18 protein-coding genes and 1 pseudogene are annotated in these 20,526 nt (G+C 55.6%); 9 read left to right on the top strand and 10 right to left on the bottom strand.

Annotated features, from left to right (window positions below; genetic code table 11):
* The first annotated feature begins 7 nt into the window (after nt 1-7).
* The gene (locus ACMXYJ_RS26600) at nt 8-370 is read left to right on the top strand and encodes a hypothetical protein (protein WP_415757553.1); all 363 of its coding nucleotides are present in this window, start codon (nt 8-10) and stop codon (nt 368-370) included.
* 37 nt (nt 371-407) lie between these two features.
* Complete coding sequence (locus ACMXYJ_RS26595; RefSeq protein WP_415757552.1) at nt 408-1,103, top strand: DUF6933 domain-containing protein; 696 nt, start codon at nt 408-410, stop codon at nt 1,101-1,103.
* 30 nt (nt 1,104-1,133) lie between these two features.
* On the opposite strand, the gene ACMXYJ_RS26590 is transcribed toward ACMXYJ_RS26595, so the two are convergent.
* Together ACMXYJ_RS26590 and ACMXYJ_RS26585 are read right to left on the bottom strand one after the other, a co-directional pair.
* Nucleotides 1,134-2,120, bottom strand: a complete 987-nt coding sequence (locus tag ACMXYJ_RS26590; protein ID WP_415757550.1) for a hypothetical protein — start codon at nt 2,118-2,120, stop codon at nt 1,134-1,136.
* A gap of 190 nt (nt 2,121-2,310) precedes the next feature.
* Nucleotides 2,311-2,517, bottom strand: a pseudogene (locus ACMXYJ_RS26585) (HNH endonuclease); the annotation flags it as partial.
* 71 nt (nt 2,518-2,588) lie between these two features.
* On the opposite strand from ACMXYJ_RS26585, the gene ACMXYJ_RS26580 reads away from it, so the two are divergent.
* Nucleotides 2,589-3,808, top strand: a protein-coding gene (locus ACMXYJ_RS26580) for an IS3 family transposase (RefSeq protein ID WP_415757549.1) whose coding sequence is annotated in 2 segments (ribosomal slippage) — nt 2,589-2,934 and nt 2,934-3,808 — 1,221 coding nt in all. Because the reading frame shifts where the segments join, the coding sequence is not laid out codon by codon here.
* On the opposite strand, the gene ACMXYJ_RS26575 is transcribed toward ACMXYJ_RS26580, so the two are convergent.
* The 8 genes from ACMXYJ_RS26575 to ACMXYJ_RS26540 all read right to left on the bottom strand — a co-directional run bounded on the left by ACMXYJ_RS26575 (nt 3,805) and on the right by ACMXYJ_RS26540 (nt 13,203).
* On the bottom strand, nt 3,805-4,356 hold the full coding sequence (locus ACMXYJ_RS26575) for an HNH endonuclease (RefSeq protein WP_415757548.1): 552 nt from the start codon (nt 4,354-4,356) through the stop codon (nt 3,805-3,807). The genes ACMXYJ_RS26580 and ACMXYJ_RS26575 overlap by 4 nt on opposite strands.
* 110 nt (nt 4,357-4,466) lie before the next feature.
* Nucleotides 4,467-5,000 carry a BRO-N domain-containing protein gene (locus ACMXYJ_RS26570; RefSeq protein ID WP_415757547.1) on the bottom strand — a complete coding sequence of 178 codons (534 nt, stop codon included), beginning with the start codon at nt 4,998-5,000 and terminating at the stop codon, nt 4,467-4,469.
* A 611-nt stretch (nt 5,001-5,611) separates the two neighbouring features.
* Entirely contained in the window at nt 5,612-7,282 is a 1,671-nt protein-coding gene (locus ACMXYJ_RS26565) for a hypothetical protein (protein WP_415757546.1), read from the bottom strand.
* Nucleotides 7,269-8,072 (bottom strand): IS21-like element helper ATPase IstB, encoded by an 804-nt coding sequence (istB, locus tag ACMXYJ_RS26560; protein ID WP_415756579.1) that lies wholly within the window; start codon nt 8,070-8,072, stop codon nt 7,269-7,271. Before istB ends, ACMXYJ_RS26565 begins: the two co-directional genes overlap by 14 nt.
* A complete protein-coding gene (gene istA / locus ACMXYJ_RS26555; RefSeq protein WP_415756578.1) occupies nt 8,065-9,564 on the bottom strand; it encodes an IS21 family transposase in 1,500 nt (499 codons plus the stop codon). Before istA ends, istB begins: the two co-directional genes overlap by 8 nt.
* A gap of 1,144 nt (nt 9,565-10,708) precedes the next feature.
* Nucleotides 10,709-11,959, bottom strand: a complete 1,251-nt coding sequence (locus ACMXYJ_RS26550) for a ribonucleotide-diphosphate reductase subunit beta (RefSeq protein ID WP_008034875.1) — start codon at nt 11,957-11,959, stop codon at nt 10,709-10,711.
* A gap of 517 nt (nt 11,960-12,476) precedes the next feature.
* Nucleotides 12,477-12,752, bottom strand: a complete 276-nt coding sequence (locus tag ACMXYJ_RS26545) for a hypothetical protein (protein WP_415757545.1) — start codon at nt 12,750-12,752, stop codon at nt 12,477-12,479.
* Nucleotides 12,753-12,939: 187 nt separating this feature from the next.
* Nucleotides 12,940-13,203, bottom strand: coding sequence for a DUF2790 domain-containing protein (locus ACMXYJ_RS26540; RefSeq protein WP_059404905.1), 264 nt, complete (start codon nt 13,201-13,203; stop codon nt 12,940-12,942).
* A gap of 447 nt (nt 13,204-13,650) precedes the next feature.
* On the opposite strand from ACMXYJ_RS26540, the gene acs reads away from it, so the two are divergent.
* The 6 genes from acs to ACMXYJ_RS26510 all read left to right on the top strand — a co-directional run bounded on the left by acs (nt 13,651) and on the right by ACMXYJ_RS26510 (nt 20,460).
* Entirely contained in the window at nt 13,651-15,606 is a 1,956-nt protein-coding gene (gene acs, locus ACMXYJ_RS26535; RefSeq protein ID WP_056741430.1) for an acetate--CoA ligase, read from the top strand.
* A gap of 698 nt (nt 15,607-16,304) precedes the next feature.
* On the top strand, nt 16,305-17,078 hold the full coding sequence (locus tag ACMXYJ_RS26530) for an ABC transporter substrate-binding protein (RefSeq protein ID WP_008154331.1): 774 nt from the start codon (nt 16,305-16,307) through the stop codon (nt 17,076-17,078).
* A 91-nt stretch (nt 17,079-17,169) separates the two neighbouring features.
* Nucleotides 17,170-17,859, top strand: a complete 690-nt coding sequence (locus ACMXYJ_RS26525; protein WP_008154330.1) for an ABC transporter permease — start codon at nt 17,170-17,172, stop codon at nt 17,857-17,859.
* The gene (locus ACMXYJ_RS26520; protein WP_415757544.1) at nt 17,856-18,554 is read left to right on the top strand and encodes an ABC transporter permease; all 699 of its coding nucleotides are present in this window, start codon (nt 17,856-17,858) and stop codon (nt 18,552-18,554) included. Before ACMXYJ_RS26525 ends, ACMXYJ_RS26520 begins: the two co-directional genes overlap by 4 nt.
* A gap of 1 nt (nt 18,555) precedes the next feature.
* Nucleotides 18,556-19,668, top strand: a complete 1,113-nt coding sequence (locus ACMXYJ_RS26515; RefSeq protein WP_415757543.1) for a M14 family metallopeptidase — start codon at nt 18,556-18,558, stop codon at nt 19,666-19,668.
* Between the two features lie 27 nt (nt 19,669-19,695).
* Nucleotides 19,696-20,460 carry an ABC transporter ATP-binding protein gene (locus ACMXYJ_RS26510; RefSeq protein WP_223525871.1) on the top strand — a complete coding sequence of 255 codons (765 nt, stop codon included), beginning with the start codon at nt 19,696-19,698 and terminating at the stop codon, nt 20,458-20,460.
* The last annotated feature ends 66 nt before the right edge of the window (nt 20,461-20,526 follow it).

Here is a 20,526-nt window from a genome sequence, read left to right as displayed (position 1 = left end):
GGATGTCATGTCCATCATCGAAAGTGACTGGAAGAAATTCAAGGAACTGCACAAACTTGCGCTCGACCGTTTCTGCCTGGGTGTGCTGGCTGATGCCAAGACAATTGCCCAGCATGACGCGCTCTCGGCTCATGCCAGGTATCGAATGCTTTATCGCCTGATGCATGATCGGGACAAGGACATCGTCCGAACTTTCGACCACTACAGTCGTTCTAGTGCACTCATAGCGTTGCGATTGATGGTCAAGCACGACTTGCTGACCGATGCGGAGCTGTCGGTTCTCAGCGAAGCGGCAAGGGAGGAGATTGCTGACGTTGTTCGCCAGCCCTATGAGCTTGAATGGGTCGAAGAGATCGTGCGGCAGGACTGAAAACGGTTATCACCAGCCCTTTATAAGAGAACGATGGATGTGGATCTTCAATTGCACCGAAGCGGCAAGTAACTTCTTCAGCCGCGTGCACAAGGGTAAAAAAATCAGCCCGGTGGACAAACCGCCATCGTCCGTCATTGAAGAAGATGTGCCTGATGAGTCAGCCGAACAGTGGCTGGTTCACGCCGTCACTGTTCAACGCAAGCATGTGTTGTACGTCATTCACGTAAAAACTCGTTATTGCATGATTTTTGCGGACGCGAAAAAAGCGGATATCGAGGGTTTCGTTCAACGTTTTTCCGAGCGTTGGATAAACGGCGTGATTCAGCATGCGGGGCAACACGACATACTTCGTTGGTTCAACGACGAACTGATAGCGGAGCGATTCCAAGAGAGTTGTCGCGAGTACGTGTTTTACAAACGCGGACATCGCGGTGCGCAGAAACACATCAATGACATCGCCTGGGTGTTTGAGGGATGTGCTGCCGAACGAGGTTCTTTACCCCCTGACGAGTTCTCGGCGGGCCGCTTCGATTCCGACATGAACAACTACCTGAGAGGCGGTAAAGAACACAAGGATTACTTCTACCCGGATGAGGAAATGATCGTTCACTGGTTAAGCCGTTACGGCGGCCTTGATGAACTTGGCATTCAAGCAGTCCGTGAGCGGCACAAGGAAGCGAAACGGGAGATTCGGGAGGTCGTAAGGCAGCTTAATCTCGAAGCGCAATGAGCCGTCGCAATAACGCCGTGACCCGGTCCTTTAACCTTTGAGCCCCGGCGCCTCACGAATAATGAAGTGATCCAGGTTCTCAATATTTGCACTGAACACCCCGAACGTCTGCTCGGGGTTTTTCTTGCTTGGCACCTGCTTCAACTCCGGCGTCACACCATAAAAGAAGCAATACAACTCTTTCCCGCTCTCACTCGCGTGCTTGATCTCTTCCAGAAACGCTTTGCGCTTGCGGTAGTTGTCGATCAGCTTTTTGCTCAAGTAAACGTTGACTGAATAAGGCTTCTTCTTCGCCTCGTCCGGTTGCCTGAACCAGACCTTCTGTTCGAAATCGATGCGAAAGCTCTGCGTGTAATCCTTGATCTCCTTGATCTTGCCCCAGTAAATCAGCCCTTTGTTGTCCTGCAGATACTCGATCTTCTTGAAGAACGATCCATAAGGCGCCGTGTGCTCGCCAATCTTCAGCGGCATGCGCTTGAGCAACTCCTTGTCCTCGAAGTTCGACACAAAACACTCCACCGGATGGGCGAAGACACTGGTCTTGTCCGGTGCTGATTCGCGGCTCGGGTGTTCGACGTCACTAGCCGCTGAAGGCGGTTTCGGATCGTCCCGCACAACATCCGCCACCACCGCAGCGTTCGACGGCTTACGCACATACTCACGCCGCGTCAGCAACAACTCAGACGGGAAATGCTCCTCGCGACTGTCATCCGTTTCCGAACCGTCCGCGTCCACACCGGACTCCGACGCCTTGAGACTGACATAAGGGCAATCTGCAACATGCCGGGTGCTGGGCGTGTTCTTGAAGTGCGGGGTGCGAACGTAATTCACGTTTTTGGCGTTGAACGTCGTCAGCACATTCGCCGCATCGAAGGCCAAACGACAGGCATCGTTGGGGCACTGGAAGTGCTCCTTGGCGGAATCGAACTCCATGGTCTCGTCGAAATTCAAATCGCGCACGTCATAGATCGACAGCTTGTCGTCGAGGCTGAGGCAGTAGGCGAGGTCGAATTTCATGGGGGCTCGGGTCCTTGAGGGGGGAAGGGTATTAATAGCGGGAGGTGGGGCGGGTTGCACTGAATGTTTTCAACACAGCGCAAAATCAACGGCAACACACCAAACCTGTGGGAGCGAGCCTGCTCGCGAAGGCGATTTTCCATTCAACAACAGCTTCATCATGAACAATGAGCTCGAGCATCAACGCCAATTACTCACGCTTCAACCGCTTCACTGTCTGATAAAGCGACTCAGTGAATTCCTCGCTGTCATTCGAGTGGTGACAGCGTCGATGACAGTTCGGACAAAGCGCCACAGCGTTGCGTGTTCGATCAGAGCCCTTATTCGCCAAGTGCTTAACATGGTGGACTTCAAGATAGGGCGAGTCATTTTTGGTGAAGGGTGCCGGTTGACGGCATTGAATGAGCCCCATGAAAGACAGGACACCGTTTCCCCCTTACGATAAGGGATAGGCAAACGGTTATGTTTATGACTAACAGCAACGATAAGAGTGGGGAGCTTTTGGGCCAGGAGCGGCGGCGCCGCTGGAGCCCAGAGCAAAAACTGGCCATGGTTCGCGAGAGTCTTGAGCCAGGGCAAAGTGTGTCGGTGGTGGCTCGGCGTAACGGCATCAATGCCAACCAGCTATTCCTGTGGCGCAAGCTGTATCAGGACGGCAGCCTGTCGGCGGTCAGCGCGGGCGAAGCCGTGGTGCCTGCCTCCGAGCTGAGCGATGCGCTCAAGCAGATCCGTGAGCTGCAACGGATGCTGGGCAAGAAAACGATGGAAGCAGAAATCCTCAAAGAGGCCGTGGAGATCGCCCGGTCGCGAAAATGGATTGCGCACTCACCCTTGTTGCCGGGGGACGACCAGTGAAGCTGGTCAGTGAATGTCTCGGTGTGGCGCGCTCGCAACTAACGGTTCGAATCAAGCAATCGGCATCGCCCAAAGTACGGCGAAGCAGGCCTGTGAACGATGCTGCGCTGGTGGTCGAAATCCAGCAACAGGTCAGCGAGCTGCCGAGCTATGGCTACCGTCGGGTCTGGGGATTGCTGCGTCGCGCCCGCGAAACCCAGTTGCTACCCGCGATCAACGTGAAGCGGGTTTACCGGGTGATGCGTGATCACAATCTGCTGCTTGAACGCCGGATCAAACAACCCGGCGTACCGCGTCGGCACGAAGGCCGTATTGCCGTGGAAACCAGCGATACGCGTTGGTGCTCGGACGGCTTTGAGTTCCGCTGCGGGGATGGCGCCAAACTGAGCGTGACCTTCGCCTTGGACTGTTGTGATCGCGAAGCCATCGGCTGGGTGGCAAGCCCGACCGGGTACAGCGGCGATGATATCCGCGACTTGATGCTGGAAAGCGTGGAGAAGCGCTTCGGTGATCAACTGCCGACAACGCCGGTGCAGTGGCTCAGCGATAACGGCTCGGCCTACACCGCCGAACAGACACGCCTGTTTGCTCGACAGATCGGTTTGCAACCGGTGACCACACCTGTGCGCAGCCCGCAGAGCAATGGCATGGCAGAGAGCTTTGTGAAGACGATCAAGCGTGATTACGTGGCGCACATGCCCAAGCCGGATCGGGAAACGGCGCTGCGTAACCTGGCAATTGCCTTTGAGCATTACAACGAGCAGCATCCGCACAGCGCTTTGAACTATCGCTCTCCGAGGGAGTTCAGGCGTTTGGCAGCGGCATCAATTTAACGGGGAGTTGGTGTCCGGTTTTGTAGGAGCAAATCCAGGCATCCTTCACATATACCTTTGGCTTTCTTACGAACCCAGGCTCTAACTTTCGGGTCACGTATGAAGGAAGTGCCTTGGGCAGGTGCTCGCTTCGGCTTCAAAATGCCTTCAGGCTCATCTTCAATAGGTAGTTTCTCCAGCGCTGCCGCTCTTCGTTCCAGCGTTTCTTCATCAGCTGTCGGAGCCGTGGGATCGCCGGGTTTAACGCCTTTTTCAATGAGCACCGCCCGGATTGCCTCTTCGACGTTCGAACCGACGTTTCTGGCAGGTTTGTATCCTCTGATGAACTCCCGCTCCATTTTCATCAGTACAGCGGAGATGTTCTGCATACGGAATTCAACAGAGCCTTCGGTGCGAGTGGGTAAGGCCGCTTCGCGGAGCGCAAGATTTTCTACAGTCTTCACGAATTTCTGACCGCTTAGCTCTAGCGCGAGCATCTTCAAATACGCATCAACCGCAGCCCTAATCTCGGGAACGCTCCAATCGCTTTCTTTTTTCTTTACGCTCATAAAATCGCCGAGGGTTGGAATCCCTCGGACGATACTGAGTGGCCGTTACGACTGTCTACGAAAATTCCTACAGAAAATACCGACGCTTCTTTCGGTCGGTCCTACAAAGGCTAACCAACTGAATGCTTTGAAGACTGAAACGCCTCCAAAGCCTTCCGCCACCAAGGTTTAACCACCGGCACTCGCCGCCGTGTGCGATTCAGCAACAGATAAGGCATATCCCGCAGCCGAATCCAGCCTTCATCCTGCCAATGCAACAAACTCAGCGACATCTCCGGCCAGTCCAACAAACTCAACATCGGCCGATCTGCATTCTTCGACTGCCCCGCATCGCGCAAGGCTGGCACCACTTGATGAGTCAACCATTCACGCAACAACCGATTCCCCGGAGCGTAGTGATAGACCAGCAACGCATACACGCCTGACTCGCTGAGCATCAGCCGCTTTTCCGGTTGGCCGTGGTAGTCGATCAGTAACGTGTGCCGTTGATCTTCGTCGAGTTTATTGACCACCCGATCACTCAGATGAAAACCCATCAATCGACCAAAATCGCGGGCGCAGAACCAAGCTTGGTTTTCCAGGAGAAGGGCGTGGAGGACAAGGTTGTGGCGGGAGAAGGCCATTACCGAGAAGGGATCAGACATAGCTGATCTCCAGAGTTTCAAGAGTGTGGGGTCGATCATGTTTAGGCATATCCATTACCTCTACGTTTAGATTTTGGAGGGCCTGAACCCAACGTAGAGTGGACTTAAGAAATCCCAACGAGCAAAGCCATCACACACCTGAACGACAAACACCTAAAAGTGATTGCGGATCTGAATGATTGGCCAAGCTTTCTACGTTGGGCGTTTCTTAGGCACCTGCAATGGAGCTTAGAGGTGCTTTGAAAGGGCATCAATGCGGACGGAGCTGTAAGTGCTGTAGGAGTTTTAGCGTTATAGCGTAGGGATGAAAAAAGCATTTCCATTACCCAATAAAAAAGCCCCGATCAGATCGGGGCTTTTGCTTTTCCGATTTGTCGATTCAGATAACAATCGTCAAATCACGGCTAGCCGCTCATCGTCATTGGCCTACGAAACGGTGGTCCCGAAAACCAAGGCCTGTAGAGAATTTTTCCACTAGAGGCGAAATTCTTTTTTCGTTATTTCGCGAATTTATAAACTTCTTTTGCGCTTATTTATGAAATGGATTCTGGTCGTTTTTTTCGGGAGGTTTCCAGTGGCAGAACACCACTGGTTTTTGCGTAGATGGGGGGTTATTTTATTTCGTTAACATCATGTCGGCGCAGAAGCCGAACGGTAGAAACGTAGCCGGTTTCATACGGGTGTACGGGATTAAGCCTTTTCTGTCTTACAAGGTTGGCGGTATGTCCGATTGAGGCGCCTAGAATTTCATCCGCTTCGCAGAAGCTCATGTATAGCTCCCGGTGCTCTTGCACTCTACGGATTTGCTCTGTGGATATTAGGGTTTTACTCCCTACGCGGAAGTACTCCAGAAAGTCGCTTTGGATAAATCGCCTGGAGAACGTCTGTGGAGTCATGCCGAGCTGAGCTGAAAAACGCTTGAGTGAGATCATGTTCTCAAGCTTTGCTTTGGCATTTGCGACCGAGCTGCTTGTGTAATGGCGGCCGGTCTTCATGTTTTTTGCTCGGCTGATCAAGCCTTGTCGTTCGAGATGCTTCAAATCGTGCAGTACAAACCCAAGATCGCGCGCAGTATCGGTGCTTGATGTCGATTCCTCTCCGATCAAGCTTGAGGTGCATTTGGGTTTTCTACCTGCGTTGGATTTGTAGTGAGCAACGTTTTGTAGTGAGGCTTGGACTTCTCCATTGATGTCATCGCGGCGGTAAACCGTTATTAGCCCTCCATCAAGATCTGGTCCAGAAATCGGTGTTACCCCTAGATGGAGGAGTTTTGCTGAAAGGGTCGTTCTGGGAAGACCCAGATCCGTAGCAAGTTGACCTATGAACACGAAATTTTCCGAGAAGTGATCTATCGCAGCCACCTGGAGCAAGGTCCTGCCATGGGGGCCTTTCCTGACACCAGTCTGCATGAAACCCCGCGAGTGGGCGCTACGAATCGCCTGCGGATATACGCCCAAGCGGATAGCGGTCTCTTCGATGGTAAGGTGCGTGCTGCAATCTTGAGTTGAAGGTTCCGAGATAGAAGACTGTCCGGTTGGCAGGAGAAGTCCCGTCGGTTGCTCAAACAGCATGCATAGCTTTTTGGCGGAGTATGTCCACCGAGTGTCATCACCCTTTTCGCGTTGAACCAAATCACGAGTCAGAAATGAGCGAAGCTTGGTCTGTGAAATTTTCAGCGCGTGAATCATCTCGTCCTGATAAAGCCGAAGCGCTGAGCATTTACACGTTCCTTTAGCATCTGCGATATCGGATTTGGATTGGAGCAAATGTTGCACTTGGCTTTTGATCCATGAATCTTCCGAAGCCATCCAAGGAGCAAGTAGTGGCCTCAGCGTAAGGCACGGGTACAGCCGCTTGGATGTCTCCAGCAGCTCCCCAAATATCTTAGTGTCACAATCGGCGACACGAGCAGCTGTTTCTAGGATTTCCAGAGTTTGGTTTGGGTGCTTCGTATATCTGAGCGCCTTCAGCGCAAAAATGAATCGACCCAGCGCAGCCTGATCCTTCGTCCTAAAGATCTTCAGCAGACAATGCGAACTCTGCGAGTGCCAGTTTATTTTCGGGATGTTGCGTAGATCAAACCCGCACTGGCAATTAGCTGTCGGCGCTGATTGAAAACTGACCCACCCTGCCGATTGAAAATTGACCCAGGGCGGATTGCTGATTTTTGCATCAGCAATTGTGGATAAGCTTAGCAGTCGTGTCCCGGTGGAAGAGGCATTAAGCCCCACCGCATGTGGGCATGCGGCAGGGTATTTTCGGTGCTGATCAGAATAGCTCATCGTCCTCGATACCATCTTCGTCCTTGCGCTTTCGTTCACGTGATTTGATCTTTGTCTGCGCGGCCAGAGTGCTGTGTTGCAGGCGGTAGGACTCGTTGCCCGTTTCGACGATGTGGCAGTGGTGTGTCAGCCGATCCAGCAACGCTGTGGTCATCTTGGCGTCACCAAATACACTCGACCATTCCGAGAAGCTGAGGTTGGTGGTGATCACCACGCTGGTGTGCTCGTATAGCTTGGATAGCAAGTGAAATAACAGGGCACCACCGCTCTGACTGAAGGGCAAATACCCCAGTTCATCGAGTATCACCAGGTCTGTTCGTAACAGCCCTTGAGCTATGCGGCCCGTCTTGCCGTCGTACTTTTCGCGCTCCAGCAGATTGACCAGATCCACCGTGGAGTAGAAGCGCACGCGTTTGTGATGCGTCGTGATCCCGGACACGGCTAAGGCGGTGGCGAGGTGTGTTTTGCCTGTACCAGGCCCGCCGATGAACACGACATTCTGCGCGGTATCGGTGAATTCCAGGCTGGACAAATCCCTGACCAGGCGGGCGTCTGCGCTGGAAGCGCTGAAGTCGAAACCGGCCAAATCACGATGCATGGGGAGTTTGGCCATGTTCATCTGGTGGTTCACTGAGCGCACCGCTCGATCCGCATGTTCTTGTTGGAGAAGATGCTCAAGCAGCCATTTCGACGAGGTCGTTGAGGCTTCGCCTTGCGAGGCCAGTTCTTCCCAGGCGCTGGCCATGCCATGCAGACGCAGTTCTTTGAGTTCCGCCTTAAGATCACGCATTGCGAGTCTCCTCATCGGTGGTACGGAGCCGGTCGTAGCGTGCCGTATTGGCGACAGGCGCTATCTTGAGTTGCAGGCTGGTTTCGGCGGACGGAGGGGCTGCTGTCGATGTCAGTCGAGCCAGGACATTCAGGATGTGGTCAGCACTCAAGCTGCCTGATTCCAGTACCAACTCCACAGCCACCAATACGGCGTCGAGCCCGGCGATGGGAACAGCCGCCAGTACCTGCGTCATGACTCGATCACCATTGGTGTGCCGCCTCAGACCGCGTTTTAGCAGTTGCAACGGCTTCGGCAGATCGGCAAACGGAGCGCCATTGCGCAGCGCACCGGGCTTGCGTTCGATGAGCGGGATGTAATGCTGCCAGTCAAAACTGACCTGATCTCGATCAAACAGGCGCTCGTGACTGGCAATCATCGTTTCATCGGCGATGACCACCACCCGCGTGGGATACAAACGGCTGCTGACCCACTGACCGACCCGCTCACACGGCACCGAGTAGCGATTTCGCGCCACGCTGATCAGGCATGTGCTGGAGACCCGTACGGTGCGCTCGACGTAGCCATCAAAGGCAGTCGGCATCGGCATCAATTCGGCGCGTTCCAGCGCCAGGACGTCCGCCACTGTCAGCCCGTTGTACTGCGGGTGCACCAGTTCGTCCCAGAGCGCACGGCAGCGTTGGCCGAGCCAGGCATTCAATTCCTCGAAGGTGTGGAACATGCAGTTTTGAGCATCGAGCCAGATGCGCCGTCGGCTGTCTTGGACGTTCTTTTCAACGATGCCTTTTTCCCAGCCGGAGGCCACGTTGCAGAAGTCCGGATCGAATAGGTAGTGCGCACACATGACCGCAAACCGGGCATTGACCGTGCGGCCTTTACCCTTGTTGACCTTGTCGACAGCCGTTTTCATGTTGTCGTAGATGCCACGACGCGGCACCCCACCTAACGCGCCAAAAGAGCGGGTATGGGCATCGAACAACATCTCGTGGCCTTGGCTGGGATACGCAACCAACCAAAATGCGCGACTGGCGCACAGCTTCATATGGGAGACCTGGATGCGTCGGAACAGGCCGCCGATCAGCAGACCTTCTTCGCTCCAGTCGAATTGAAAGGCCTCGCCGAGTGCAAAGGTCAGCGGCACAAAGGCCCGTAAAGACTTGCCTTGCTGGCCGCGCCACGTGCGTATGAAGGCGGTGAGCTGGCTGTAGCCGCCGTCGTACCCCTCGGCCTTGATCTGTTCGAAGAGTGCTTTGGCACTTCTGCGGTTGTGCTTTGCCCGAAACGAATCGGCCTTGAGCGCCTGCTCAAGCGTCTCGTGAAATGGACTGAGTTTGTTGAAGGTTGCGCACCGTTGGTACGCCGGCTGAGTGGCTTCGGGTGCTCTGACCCATTTTCGAATGGTGTTTCTCGACAGCCCGGTACGCTTGGCTATCTGATGCAGCGAGAGCTTGTCGCGGAAGTACATCCGCCGGATTTTTCCCAACATTTCCATGCTGATCACCCTGTGTTCTCCTGCTCGAAAAGTGAGCAGAAGCAATTGAACACCTGGGTCAGTTTTCAGTCGGCAGAACAGCCTTTACTGGGTCAGTTTTCGGTCAGCGGCAACAACCATTGCTGCCCGAGAAATGAGTCGCCCCTCGTGATGAGGGCTTGCTTTGGCCGGTTCGACCTGTGTAGCCACAGGCTGATACTGCTCGGCTCCGGATGGACCGGCCGCTACTCCCACATAGTGGCCAGTTTTGATCGTTAGAGACCGACACAACATGGCCTAATTAGCAGCCCTCTAGCCGCTTCGGAAACAAGCTTTCATCGAACAAACTAGCCGCACGTTCGAAACCAAAACTATCGCTTCGCAAGATCAATCGATAACTGAAAATCATTCGCACTAAATCAGAAAATTCAAGCGCAGGTTTTTTGTTCAGATAGCACTGAGCAACAAAGCTTACCCAATGGACGAACAAGCTGAATTGCTAAACGTCAATCGGGCTTTCAGATACAGAGACAAGCCATGTTCACGCCCAATTGAGTTAGCTTCGCCGTATACCTCGAAAATTCCGTCGACACACTATGTTCATCGGGTCTGCTACAGATGTGGATACGCTGATTTCCAGCGCACTGGCTCGGTCGTTTTTACCCTCAACTAGGTCAATACGATGACCAACACAAGGCAGCGCTTTCGGCCAATCGAACGAGTAGGCGTGATTCTGACAGTGGCGTTAAGCCGATTGGGGAGTTGGACATTCATCGGGGCAACCGCCAAGTATAGTCCATGAACTGAGCCAATAATTTGAAGCGATCAAGCATGGCTTTAGGTTTAAACAACTCGTATGCAAAGCAGCATTTTCTTTCTCAAATACATTCAAGCGTTGACTATCGAGGCGACGCTGCTCCGCCTCCCTCTCACGAACAGGCAAGTCAGCAGTGACAGATGCCTCACTTATAGGAGGCAATATAGGCACCAAATCTCAGCGGTCTACCAATTGGAGGGGGGCTACAGTTTCTGAGGGGCTGGGTGCGCTTAGGTATATGCGGGTGACAAACAAAAAGGCTGCCATTTGGCAGCCTTTTGGGTGAATCCATTTCACATTTAGTGAGAAGGTTTCGCGATCTAGTGATTCTGAGCGCTAGCTCGGGAATCAATCCCAGCTCAACGCCCCACCAGTCTGATACTCAATAACCCGAGTCTCAAAGAAGTTCTTCTCTTTCTTCAAGTCCATAATCTCGCTCATCCAAGGGAACGGGTTAGTCGTCCCTGGATACTCTTCTTTCAAACCAATCTGGCTCAAACGACGGTTAGCGATGAACTTCAGGTAGTCCTCCATCATCGCCGCGTTCATGCCCAACACGCCGCGAGGCATGGTGTCACGCGCGTATTCGATTTCCAGCTGAGTGCCTTGCAGAATCATCTGCGAAGCTTCTTCCTTCATTTCGGCATCCCACAAGTGCGGGTTTTCGATTTTGATCTGGTTGATCACGTCGATGCCGAAGTTCAGGTGCATGGATTCGTCGCGCAGGATGTATTGGAACTGCTCGGCGACGCCGGTCATTTTGTTGCGGCGGCCCATGGAGAGGATCTGGGTGAAGCCGCAGTAGAAGAAGATGCCTTCCAGAACGCAGTAGTAGGCGATCAGGTTGCGCAGCAGCTCTTTGTCGGTTTCGACGGTGCCGGTTTCGAACTTTGGATCGGAGATCGAACGGGTGTATTTGAGGCCCCAGGTGGCTTTTTTCGCGACCGATGGGATCTCGTGGTACATGTTGAAGATCTCGCCTTCATCCATGGCCAACGATTCGATGCAGTACTGGTAGGCGTGGGTGTGGATCGCCTCTTCGAACGCCTGGCGCAGGATGTACTGGCGGCATTCCGGGTTGGTGATCAGGCGGTACACGGCCAGGACCAGGTTGTTGGCAACCAGGGAGTCGGCGGTGGAGAAGAAGCCGAGGTTGCGCATGACGATGCGGCGCTCGTCGTCGGTCAGGCCTTCCGGGTCTTTCCAGAGGGCGATGTCGGCGGTCATGTTGACTTCTTGCGGCATCCAGTGGTTTGCGCAACCGTCCAGGTACTTCTGCCAGGCCCAGTCGTACTTGAACGGGACGAGCTGGTTGAGGTCGGCGCGGCAGTTGATCATGCGCTTTTCGTCGACCGCCACACGGGCGGAGGCGCCTTCGAGTTCGGCGAGGCCTTCGGCGATGTCGAGGTTGTCCAGGGCAGCTTTTGCACGGGCGATTGCGGCGGAGTCGGACGCGGTTACAGCGCGGGCTTCTTGCGCAGCAACGCCACCAGCGGTGTCGAGGCGGTCCATGTTGGCTTCAGTTGCGTGCCCGGCGTTGGCGCCTTTTACAACGGTTTCGCCGCTGTCTTCTTTGTCGAATTCGTCCCAGCTCAGCATGACGTGTCGTCTCCTGCGTGAGGGCCAGATGCCCGTGTGAAAACTGATTGGTTGGTTTTTCACACGACCGTACTGGCCGCGTTGGATAGCGTTTTTTGCAGCGGTACACGCAGGCAAATAAACATAATTTTGTACGGGGTTCCGAGAGCCTCTGAGGGGCGCAGAAATCGGTGAAGACTTCGGCGTGGGCTTCAGACTGGCTGTTATCCCTGTAAGGGAATATTGCAGGCCCGTTAAGGCGGCATTATAGGGAAATTTTTGCGGCCGTGGTGGGGCGAATCCGCGCATGGAGCGGTCGAGAAGGAGGGTTTTTCGGTTGGAGCGAGGGTTTACAGGGCTTTGGCTGGATGTCGCGGGTGCAGATTTTTTTTCATAAATTTTGGTGGGCAATTTTTTTGTTCAAAAAATAGCCAGAAAACTGCGTTTTTCACTACATGTTGTGTTTTGAGTCACTTTTCGATGCCCCCAGACACAACTAAGCCCGGCCGAAGCCGGGCTGTAAAGTCACGCTTGATGATCAGCTGAGGCGAGCGGCGCCCACGTGATCTGCGCCATCGGCAGCGACTTTGGCAGCACCTGTGTGATCAAAACCGTCAGAAGCGAGTTTGGCAGCGCCCGTGTGGTCGGAGCCATCGGAGGCGAAAGACGCCGAACCGGTATGGTTGTAACCGTCAGAAGCGACAGCCGATTGAGTGGTGTAAGTAGCCGAGCCGGAACGGTCGTAGCCGTCAGCGGCGAAGGTGTTAGCGGCCAGGACAGAGAGGGTCAGGGCGAGGATCAGTTTGGTTTTCATGGTAGTGGCTCCAGGTTCGTTGGCGTTTTGTGCCTTGGGTGTGGAATTGATACTACGCCAACTAATTTGATTAAAAAGCGCAAATAAATGCTTAAACTAATCGAATAAATAGATATAAGGTTCGGCGCTTCATCTGCCTTAAGTAGCGGGCGGGTGGGTCGAACCTTGGGAGGGTGAGAGCGGGTGATTAGCCGTTAGAGCAGCCGTTACCCATAACGCTGTAACGCAGAATGTGGCGTTGGCCTTTGGAGTCGTCGTATTCCATTTTCGCCGGAACAACTTCGCAAACGTTCGGGATTTCGCTCATGGAGATAACTTTGGCGATGTCCAGGTGAGTAGAGTAAGTGTATTCCTCAACGGCGGGTTGCTGCTGCGCGACATCAGTCGGGGCCTCGTCTGCCATGGCGGTTGCGCACAGGCTGCTGAGGGCCAGAACTAATAAAGCTTTCATTTCAGATTTACCTTTTAGAGGTCGAATGGGGTCACGCAACCTTTTTGGGGTTGCGTGTAGAACTTAAGTACTAGGTTTTGGATTAACTGCCTTCGTGGGGGCTGCAACTTGGTTAATCACGTTGCCTGGTTGGCGAGGCTGATTTTAGGCGTGGGGTTTACATTCATATAGCCGTGCTTTTGATAAACACCTTTGGCGAATTTCGTAACAATCCCTGTAGGAGCCGCCGGAGGCTGCGATCTTTTGATCTTCGAGGACCGCCAAGATCAAAAGATCGCAGCCTTCGGCAGCTCCTACGGGGGCCCTAAATAGCCGGCCTTGAGCGCCTCGACGGGGTATAGCCACATTTTGTAGGGGCTTGTTACTACCATCGTCGAATGGTTCTATAGGCCCGGCCCGGCTACAACTGGGTCATACAAAAACAACTATTCCACCGAGGTAACAAAGATGAGTGCGGCTTCTCTGTATCCCGTTCGTCCCGAGGTTCTGGCTAACACGCTGACTGACGAGGCGACCTACAAGGCCATGTATCAGCAGTCCGTCGTTAACCCGGACGGCTTCTGGCGCGAGCAAGCCAAGCGCCTCGACTGGATCAAGCCTTTCACCACCGTGAAACAGACTTCCTTCGACGATCACCATGTCGACATCAAGTGGTTCGCCGACGGCACCCTGAACGTTTCCTACAACTGCCTCGACCGTCATCTGGCCGAGCGCGGCGATCAAGTCGCGATTATTTGGGAAGGGGATGACCCTGCCGAAAGCCGCAACATCACCTATCGCGAGCTGCACGAACAAGTCTGCAAGTTCGCCAACGCCCTGCGTGGCCAGGATGTGCACCGCGGCGACGTGGTGACTATCTATATGCCGATGATCCCCGAAGCCGTGGTCGCCATGCTGGCGTGTACCCGGATCGGCGCGATTCACTCGGTGGTGTTCGGTGGTTTCTCGCCGGAAGCCTTGGCGGGCCGGATCATCGACTGCAAATCCAAAGTGGTGATCACGGCTGATGAAGGCGTTCGTGCCGGCAAGAAGATCCCGCTCAAGACCAACGTCGACGATGCGCTGACCAACCCGGAAACCAGCAGCATCCAGAAAGTCATCGTGTGCAAGCGCACCGGTGGCAACATCAAGTGGAACCAGCATCGCGACATCTGGTACGAAGACCTGATGAAAGTGGCGGGCAGTGTCTGCGCGCCGAAAGAGATGGGCGCTGAAGAAGCACTGTTCATCCTTTATACCTCCGGTTCGACCGGTAAGCCGAAGGGTGTGCAGCACACCACCGCCGGTTATCTGTTGTACGCGGCGATGACCCACGAGCGCGTGTTCGACTACCGTCCGGGTGAAGTCTACTGGTGCACCGCCGACGTCGGCTGGGTCACCGGCCACAGTTACATCGTTTATGGCCCGCTGGCCAATGGCGCGACCACGCTGCTGTTCGAAGGCGTGCCGAACTATCCGGACATCACCCGGGTGGCGAAGATCGTCGACAAGCACAAGGTCAACATCCTCTACACCGCCCCGACCGCCATCCGCGCGATGATGGCGTCGGGCAAGGCCGCCGTTGAAGGCGCTGATGGCAGCAGCCTGCGTCTGTTGGGGTCGGTCGGTGAGCCGATCAACCCGGAAGCGTGGGATTGGTACTACAAGAACGTCGGCCAATCCCGCTGCCCGATCGTCGACACCTGGTGGCAGACCGAAACGGGCGGCAACATGATGAGCCCGCTGCCGGGTGCGCATGCGCTCAAGCCGGGTTCTGCGGCACGTCCGTTCTTCGGTGTGGTGCCGGCGTTGGTGGACAACCTGGGCAACATCATCGAGGGCGTTGCCGAGGGCAACCTGGTGATTCTCGATTCGTGGCCAGGCCAGGCACGCACGCTGTATGGCGACCATGACCGCTTCGTCGATACCTACTTCAAGACGTTCCGCGGCATGTACTTCACCGGTGACGGTGCGCGTCGTGACGAAGACGGTTACTACTGGATCACCGGTCGTGTGGATGACGTACTCAACGTGTCCGGCCACCGCATGGGGACCGCCGAGATTGAAAGCGCGATGGTCGCCCACCCGAAAGTCGCCGAAGCGGCCGTGGTCGGTGTGCCGCACGACATCAAAGGGCAGGGCATCTATGTCTATGTCACGTTGATCGGTGGCGAAGAGCCGAGCGAGCAGCTGCGTCTGGAGCTGAAAAACTGGGTCCGTAAAGAGATCGGCCCGATTGCTTCGCCGGATGTCATCCAGTGGGCGCCGGGCCTGCCGAAAACCCGTTCGGGTAAAATCATGCGCCGTATCCTGCGCAAGATTGCTACGGCCGAATACGATGGGTTGGGGGATATCTCCACTCTGGCGGATCCGGGTGTGGTGCAGCATTTGATTGATGAACACAAGATCATGAACGTCGCGTAAGCGGTTCTTGAGTCACCAAAGCCCCGCCCGGCATTGCGTCTGGCGGGGCTTTTTATTGTCTGGTGTTTTTGTGTTGGCAGTGCGGGCCTCTTCGCGAGCAAGCTCGCTCCCACAGGGGATCTGCGCCTGGCACAAATCTTATGCTCACTGGAGATCAACTGTGGGAGCGGGCTTGCTCGCGAAGGCGTCCTGTCAGACACCACATCAACAACGGCCAATAATTATCGGCTTCGTCTGTAGGTGATTTCCCACTGTTACCTGCAAGCCTTCAAGTAACTGAATGTGTAACCGCGCGCACGGATACGGGGCATTGGGAAACGCAAAGCCCCGTCATCGGGCCGTTCCAGTCCCCATAAAAAATAAGACACAACGCTATGCTTGCCGGATTAGAAGGGTTTGCCAATAATAGGCCCGCAATTTGCAGCATAGATCGGTTTACTGTCTTTTGCTCTTGCATGAATTTGCAGGGCTGTCAACGCGCTCAAGCGGCTTTCTCGGTGCTTCTGTAATTAGTTGTCGCATTGAAGAAATATCGGCTTCGGGCCTGTCGTTAGAATGCCGATCACTCGCTCGTTGTGGCTCGCGTTGAAAAAAGCGCGCGACTCCTACGACGCAGCACCGCTTTGCGGTTCCACTCATTCGCATATTGGGCTGTCGCTCACTCTGCCGTTTTAGCCCTTTACCGATGGAGTCCCAAGATGAAGAAACTCGTGCTGCTTGGCGCCCTGGCACTGTCCGTGCTGTCCCTGCCGACTTTCGCTGATGAAAAGCCTCTGAAAATTGGTATCGAAGCGGCTTACCCTCCGTTCGCTTCCAAAGCGCCGGACGGCAGCATCGTTGGTTTCGACTACGACATCGGCAACGCTCTGTGCGAAGAGATGAAGGTCAAGTGCGTTTGGGTCGAGCAAGAGTTCGACGGTCTGATCCCGGCACTCAAAGTGCGCAAGATCGACGCGATCCTGTCGTCCATGTCGATCACTGAAGACCGCAAGAAGTCCGTGGACTTCACCAACAAGTACTACAACACCCCGGCTCGCCTGGTCATGAAGGCCGGCACTCCAGTCAGCGACAGCCTGGCTGAGCTCAAGGGCAAGAACATCGGCGTGCAACGTGGTTCGATCCACGAGCGTTTCGCCCGTGAAGTGCTGGCCCCGCTGGGTGCCGAGATCAAGCCATACGGCTCGCAAAACGAAATTTACCTCGACGTGGCCGCTGGCCGCCTCGACGGCACCGTGGCAGACGCTACGCTGCTGGATGACGGTTTCCTGAAAACCGACGCCGGCAAAGGTTTCGCCTTCGTTGGCCCGGCCTTCACCGACGTCAAATACTTCGGCGACGGCGTAGGTATCGCAGTTCGCAAGGGTGACGCGCTGAAAGACAAGATCAACACCGCGATCACCGCCATTCGCGAGAACGGCAAGTACAAGCAGATCCAGGACAAGTACTTCGCCTTCGATATCTACGGCAAGTAACACGTCCCGGCGACAAGTCCGAAATGGCGCAAGCAGCAGGATCTCTGAGGTTTGCGCCATTTTTTCATCCCCCTTTTCGAGGACCTGAATCATGTTGAAAGGCTACGGGGCTGTCATCCTCGATGGCGCATGGCTGACGCTTCAGCTCGCCTTGTCGTCCATGGTCTTGGCCATTGTTCTGGGTCTGATCGGCGTTGCGCTGCGTCTGTCCCCGATTCGCTGGCTGGCCTGGCTGGGCGACCTGTACTCCACGGTGATCCGCGGGATTCCCGACCTGGTGCTGATCCTGCTGATTTTCTACGGTGGTCAGGACCTGCTCAACCGCGTCGCGCCGATGCTCGGTTTTGACGATTACATCGACCTGAACCCGTTGGCCGCCGGTATCGGCACCCTGGGCTTCATCTTCGGTGCATACCTGTCGGAAACCTTCCGTGGTGCCTTCATGGCGATCCCGAAAGGTCAGGCAGAAGCCGGCATGGCGTATGGCATGAGCAGTTTTCAGGTGTTCTTCCGGGTGTTGGTGCCGCAGATGATTCGTCTGGCAATTCCGGGTTTCACCAACAACTGGCTGGTCCTGACCAAGGCCACCGCGCTGATTTCGGTGGTGGGTCTGCAAGACATGATGTTCAAGGCCAAGCAGGCGGCAGATGCCACCCGCGAGCCTTTCACCTTCTTCCTCGCAGTGGCGGCGATGTACCTGGTGATCACCAGCGTCTCGTTGCTGGCATTGCGTCACCTTGAGAAGCGCTACTCGGTAGGCGTAAGGGCGGCTGATCTATGATCTTCGACTACAACGTCATTTGGGAGGCCCTGCCGCTGTACTTCGGCGGCCTGGTGACCACCCTCAAATTGCTCGCGCTGTCGCTGTTTTTCGGTCTGTTGGCGGCCTTGCCGCTGGGGCTGATGCGCGTCTCGAAGAACGCAGCCGTCAACATGTCGGCCTGGCTCTTCACCTACGTGATTCGCGGCACACCGATGCTGGTGCAGCTGTTCTTGATCTACTACGGTCTGGCGCAGTTCGAAGCGGTACGTGAAAGCTTCCTCTGGCCGTGGCTGTCCAGCGCGACGTTCTGTGCGTGCCTGGCCTTCGCGATCAACACCAGCGCCTACACCGCCGAAATCATCGCCGGCAGCCTGCGGGCCACGCCGAACGGCGAGATCGAGGCGGCCAAGGCAATGGGCATGTCGCGCTACAAAATGTACAAGCGCATCCTGCTGCCGTCGGCCCTGCGCCGGGCGCTGCCGCAGTACAGCAACGAAGTGATCATGATGCTGCAGACCACCAGTCTGGCGTCCATCGTGACCCTGATCGACATCACCGGTGCCGCACGCACGGTCAACGCGCAGTTTTACCTGCCGTTCGAAGCCTACATCACCGCCGGCGTGTTCTACCTGTGCCTGACTTTCATTCTGGTAAAGATGTTCAAACTGGCCGAGCGCCGCTGGCTGGGCTATATGGCCCCGCGGAAGCACTGATATGGAACGCATCGATCATTCATTGCCGTGGAGCCACTTGGGCAGCGAACGCCAGATTTCGGTGTTCCGCTTCGGTAGCGGCGAGCGCAAGGCCTACATCCAGGCCAGCCTGCACGCCGATGAACTGCCGGGCATGCGCACGGCCTGGGAGCTGAAAAAGCGCCTGACCGAACTCGAAGCCCAAGGCTTGCTCAACGGTGTGATCGAACTGGTGCCGGTGGCCAATCCACTGGGCCTCGGTCAACTGCTGCAAGGCAATCATCAAGGGCGTTTCGAGGCGGGCAGCGGCAAGAACTTCAACCGGGATTTTGTCGAGCTGAGCGCGCCAGTGGCCGCCGAGCTGGAAGGGCGCCTGGGTGATGATCCGCACGCCAATATTCAGCTGATCCGTCAGACCATGAGCGATGTGCTTGCCGCATTGCCGCCAGCCGCCAGTCAGTTGCAAGGCATGCAGCGCATTTTGCTCAGTCATGCCTGCACCGCTGACGTGGTGCTGGATCTGCATTGCGATGCCGAAGCGGCGCTGCACATGTACGCCTTGCCGCAACACTGGCCGCAATGGCGTTCGCTCGCCGCGCACCTGGACGTGAAGGTGGGTTTGCTGGCGGAAGATTCCGGTGGCAGCTCCTTCGACGAAGCCTGTTCGCTGCCGTGGTTGCGTCTGTCGCGTCTGTTTCCTGATGCGCAGATTCCCCTGGCCTGCCTGGCGACTACCATTGAATTAGGTGGTCAGGCCGATACCGGTCGCGCTGAAGCCTGCGCTTACGCCGAAGGCATTCTGGCGTTCCTCGCCGAACAAGGCTTGATCAGCGGCGAATGGCCAAAACCTGCGCAGGACGCTTGCGAAGGTATGCCGTTCGAAGGCACCGAATTACTGTTTGCGCCACACCCTGGCGTGATCAGTTTCTTGCGTAAACCCGGCGAATGGATTGAAGCCGGCGATGAGATTTTCGAAGTGATCGATCCGTTATCGGATCGGGTCAGCACGGTGTGTGCTGGTACGTCCGGGGTGCTGTTTGCCATTGAACGGCTGCGTTATGCCCAACCCGGTTTCTGGCTGGCCAAGGTGGCGGGGCGCGAAGCGCTGCGTCACGGGCGCTTGCTCAACGACTGACTGACTGTTTTTGTGAGAACCGACCGCATGTACAAACTTGAAGTCCAAGACCTGCATAAACGCTATGGCAGTCACGAAGTGCTCAAGGGCGTGTCCCTGAAAGCGGCGGCTGGCGATGTGATCAGCATCATCGGCTCCAGTGGCTCCGGCAAAAGTACCTTCCTGCGTTGCATCAACCTGCTGGAGCAGCCGCACGCGGGCAAGATTCTGCTCAACAACGAAGAGCTGAAACTGGTCGCCAACAAGGAAGGCGCGCTGAAGGCGGCCGACCCGAAACAGCTGCAACGCATGCGTTCGCGCCTGTCGATGGTGTTCCAGCATTTCAACCTGTGGTCGCACATGACCGCGCTGGAAAACATCATGGAAGCGCCGGTCCACGTGCTCGGCATGTCCAAGGCCGAAGCCCGCGAGAAGGCTGAGCACTACCTGAACAAGGTCGGCGTAGCCCATCGTAAGGATGCGTACCCGGGCCACATGTCCGGCGGCGAGCAGCAGCGTGTGGCGATCGCCCGTGCGCTGGCGATGGAGCCTGAGGTGATGCTGTTCGACGAACCGACGTCGGCGCTTGACCCGGAACTGGTTGGCGACGTGCTGAAAGTCATGCAGGCCCTGGCGCTGGAAGGCCGGACCATGGTGGTGGTGACGCACGAAATGGGCTTCGCCCGTGAAGTGTCGAACCAGCTGGTGTTCCTGCATAAAGGTGTCGTCGAAGAAAGCGGCAACCCGCGTGAGGTGCTGGTCAATCCACAGTCCGAACGTCTGCAACAATTCCTCTCGGGTAGCCTTAAGTAATCGCTCCCGTTACGCACCAAATTAGGTCATGCTGCGCACCGCGCGCCAGATGGTCTAATTTGGTTG

The organism is Pseudomonas arabinosi (genome assembly GCF_047758675.1).
In the GTDB taxonomy this organism is placed as follows: Bacteria; Pseudomonadota; Gammaproteobacteria; order Pseudomonadales; family Pseudomonadaceae; genus Aquipseudomonas; species Aquipseudomonas arabinosi.
The sequence above is the reverse complement of the archived record's forward strand: the minus strand, read 5'-3'. Positions and strand labels throughout refer to the sequence as shown.

What these genes read in the sequence shown, in the direction of transcription:
- ACMXYJ_RS26600 (WP_415757553.1), top strand. Translation starts at nt 8, where the DNA reads ATGTCCATCATCGAAAGTGACTGGAAGAAATTCAAGGAACTGCACAAA.
- ACMXYJ_RS26595 (WP_415757552.1), top strand. Translation starts at nt 408, where the DNA reads ATGTGGATCTTCAATTGCACCGAAGCGGCAAGTAACTTCTTCAGCCGC.
- ACMXYJ_RS26590 (WP_415757550.1), bottom strand. Translation starts at nt 2,120, where the DNA reads ATGAAATTCGACCTCGCCTACTGCCTCAGCCTCGACGACAAGCTGTCG.
- ACMXYJ_RS26575 (WP_415757548.1), bottom strand. Translation starts at nt 4,356, where the DNA reads ATGAGCGTAAAGAAAAAAGAAAGCGATTGGAGCGTTCCCGAGATTAGG.
- ACMXYJ_RS26570 (WP_415757547.1), bottom strand. Translation starts at nt 5,000, where the DNA reads ATGTCTGATCCCTTCTCGGTAATGGCCTTCTCCCGCCACAACCTTGTC.
- ACMXYJ_RS26565 (WP_415757546.1), bottom strand. Translation starts at nt 7,282, where the DNA reads ATGAGCTATTCTGATCAGCACCGAAAATACCCTGCCGCATGCCCACAT.
- istB (WP_415756579.1), bottom strand. Translation starts at nt 8,072, where the DNA reads ATGCGTGATCTTAAGGCGGAACTCAAAGAACTGCGTCTGCATGGCATG.
- istA (WP_415756578.1), bottom strand. Translation starts at nt 9,564, where the DNA reads ATGGAAATGTTGGGAAAAATCCGGCGGATGTACTTCCGCGACAAGCTC.
- ACMXYJ_RS26550 (WP_008034875.1), bottom strand. Translation starts at nt 11,959, where the DNA reads ATGCTGAGCTGGGACGAATTCGACAAAGAAGACAGCGGCGAAACCGTT.
- ACMXYJ_RS26545 (WP_415757545.1), bottom strand. Translation starts at nt 12,752, where the DNA reads ATGAAAACCAAACTGATCCTCGCCCTGACCCTCTCTGTCCTGGCCGCT.
- ACMXYJ_RS26540 (WP_059404905.1), bottom strand. Translation starts at nt 13,203, where the DNA reads ATGAAAGCTTTATTAGTTCTGGCCCTCAGCAGCCTGTGCGCAACCGCC.
- acs (WP_056741430.1), top strand. Translation starts at nt 13,651, where the DNA reads ATGAGTGCGGCTTCTCTGTATCCCGTTCGTCCCGAGGTTCTGGCTAAC.
- ACMXYJ_RS26530 (WP_008154331.1), top strand. Translation starts at nt 16,305, where the DNA reads ATGAAGAAACTCGTGCTGCTTGGCGCCCTGGCACTGTCCGTGCTGTCC.
- ACMXYJ_RS26525 (WP_008154330.1), top strand. Translation starts at nt 17,170, where the DNA reads ATGTTGAAAGGCTACGGGGCTGTCATCCTCGATGGCGCATGGCTGACG.
- ACMXYJ_RS26520 (WP_415757544.1), top strand. Translation starts at nt 17,856, where the DNA reads ATGATCTTCGACTACAACGTCATTTGGGAGGCCCTGCCGCTGTACTTC.
- ACMXYJ_RS26515 (WP_415757543.1), top strand. Translation starts at nt 18,556, where the DNA reads ATGGAACGCATCGATCATTCATTGCCGTGGAGCCACTTGGGCAGCGAA.
- ACMXYJ_RS26510 (WP_223525871.1), top strand. Translation starts at nt 19,696, where the DNA reads ATGTACAAACTTGAAGTCCAAGACCTGCATAAACGCTATGGCAGTCAC.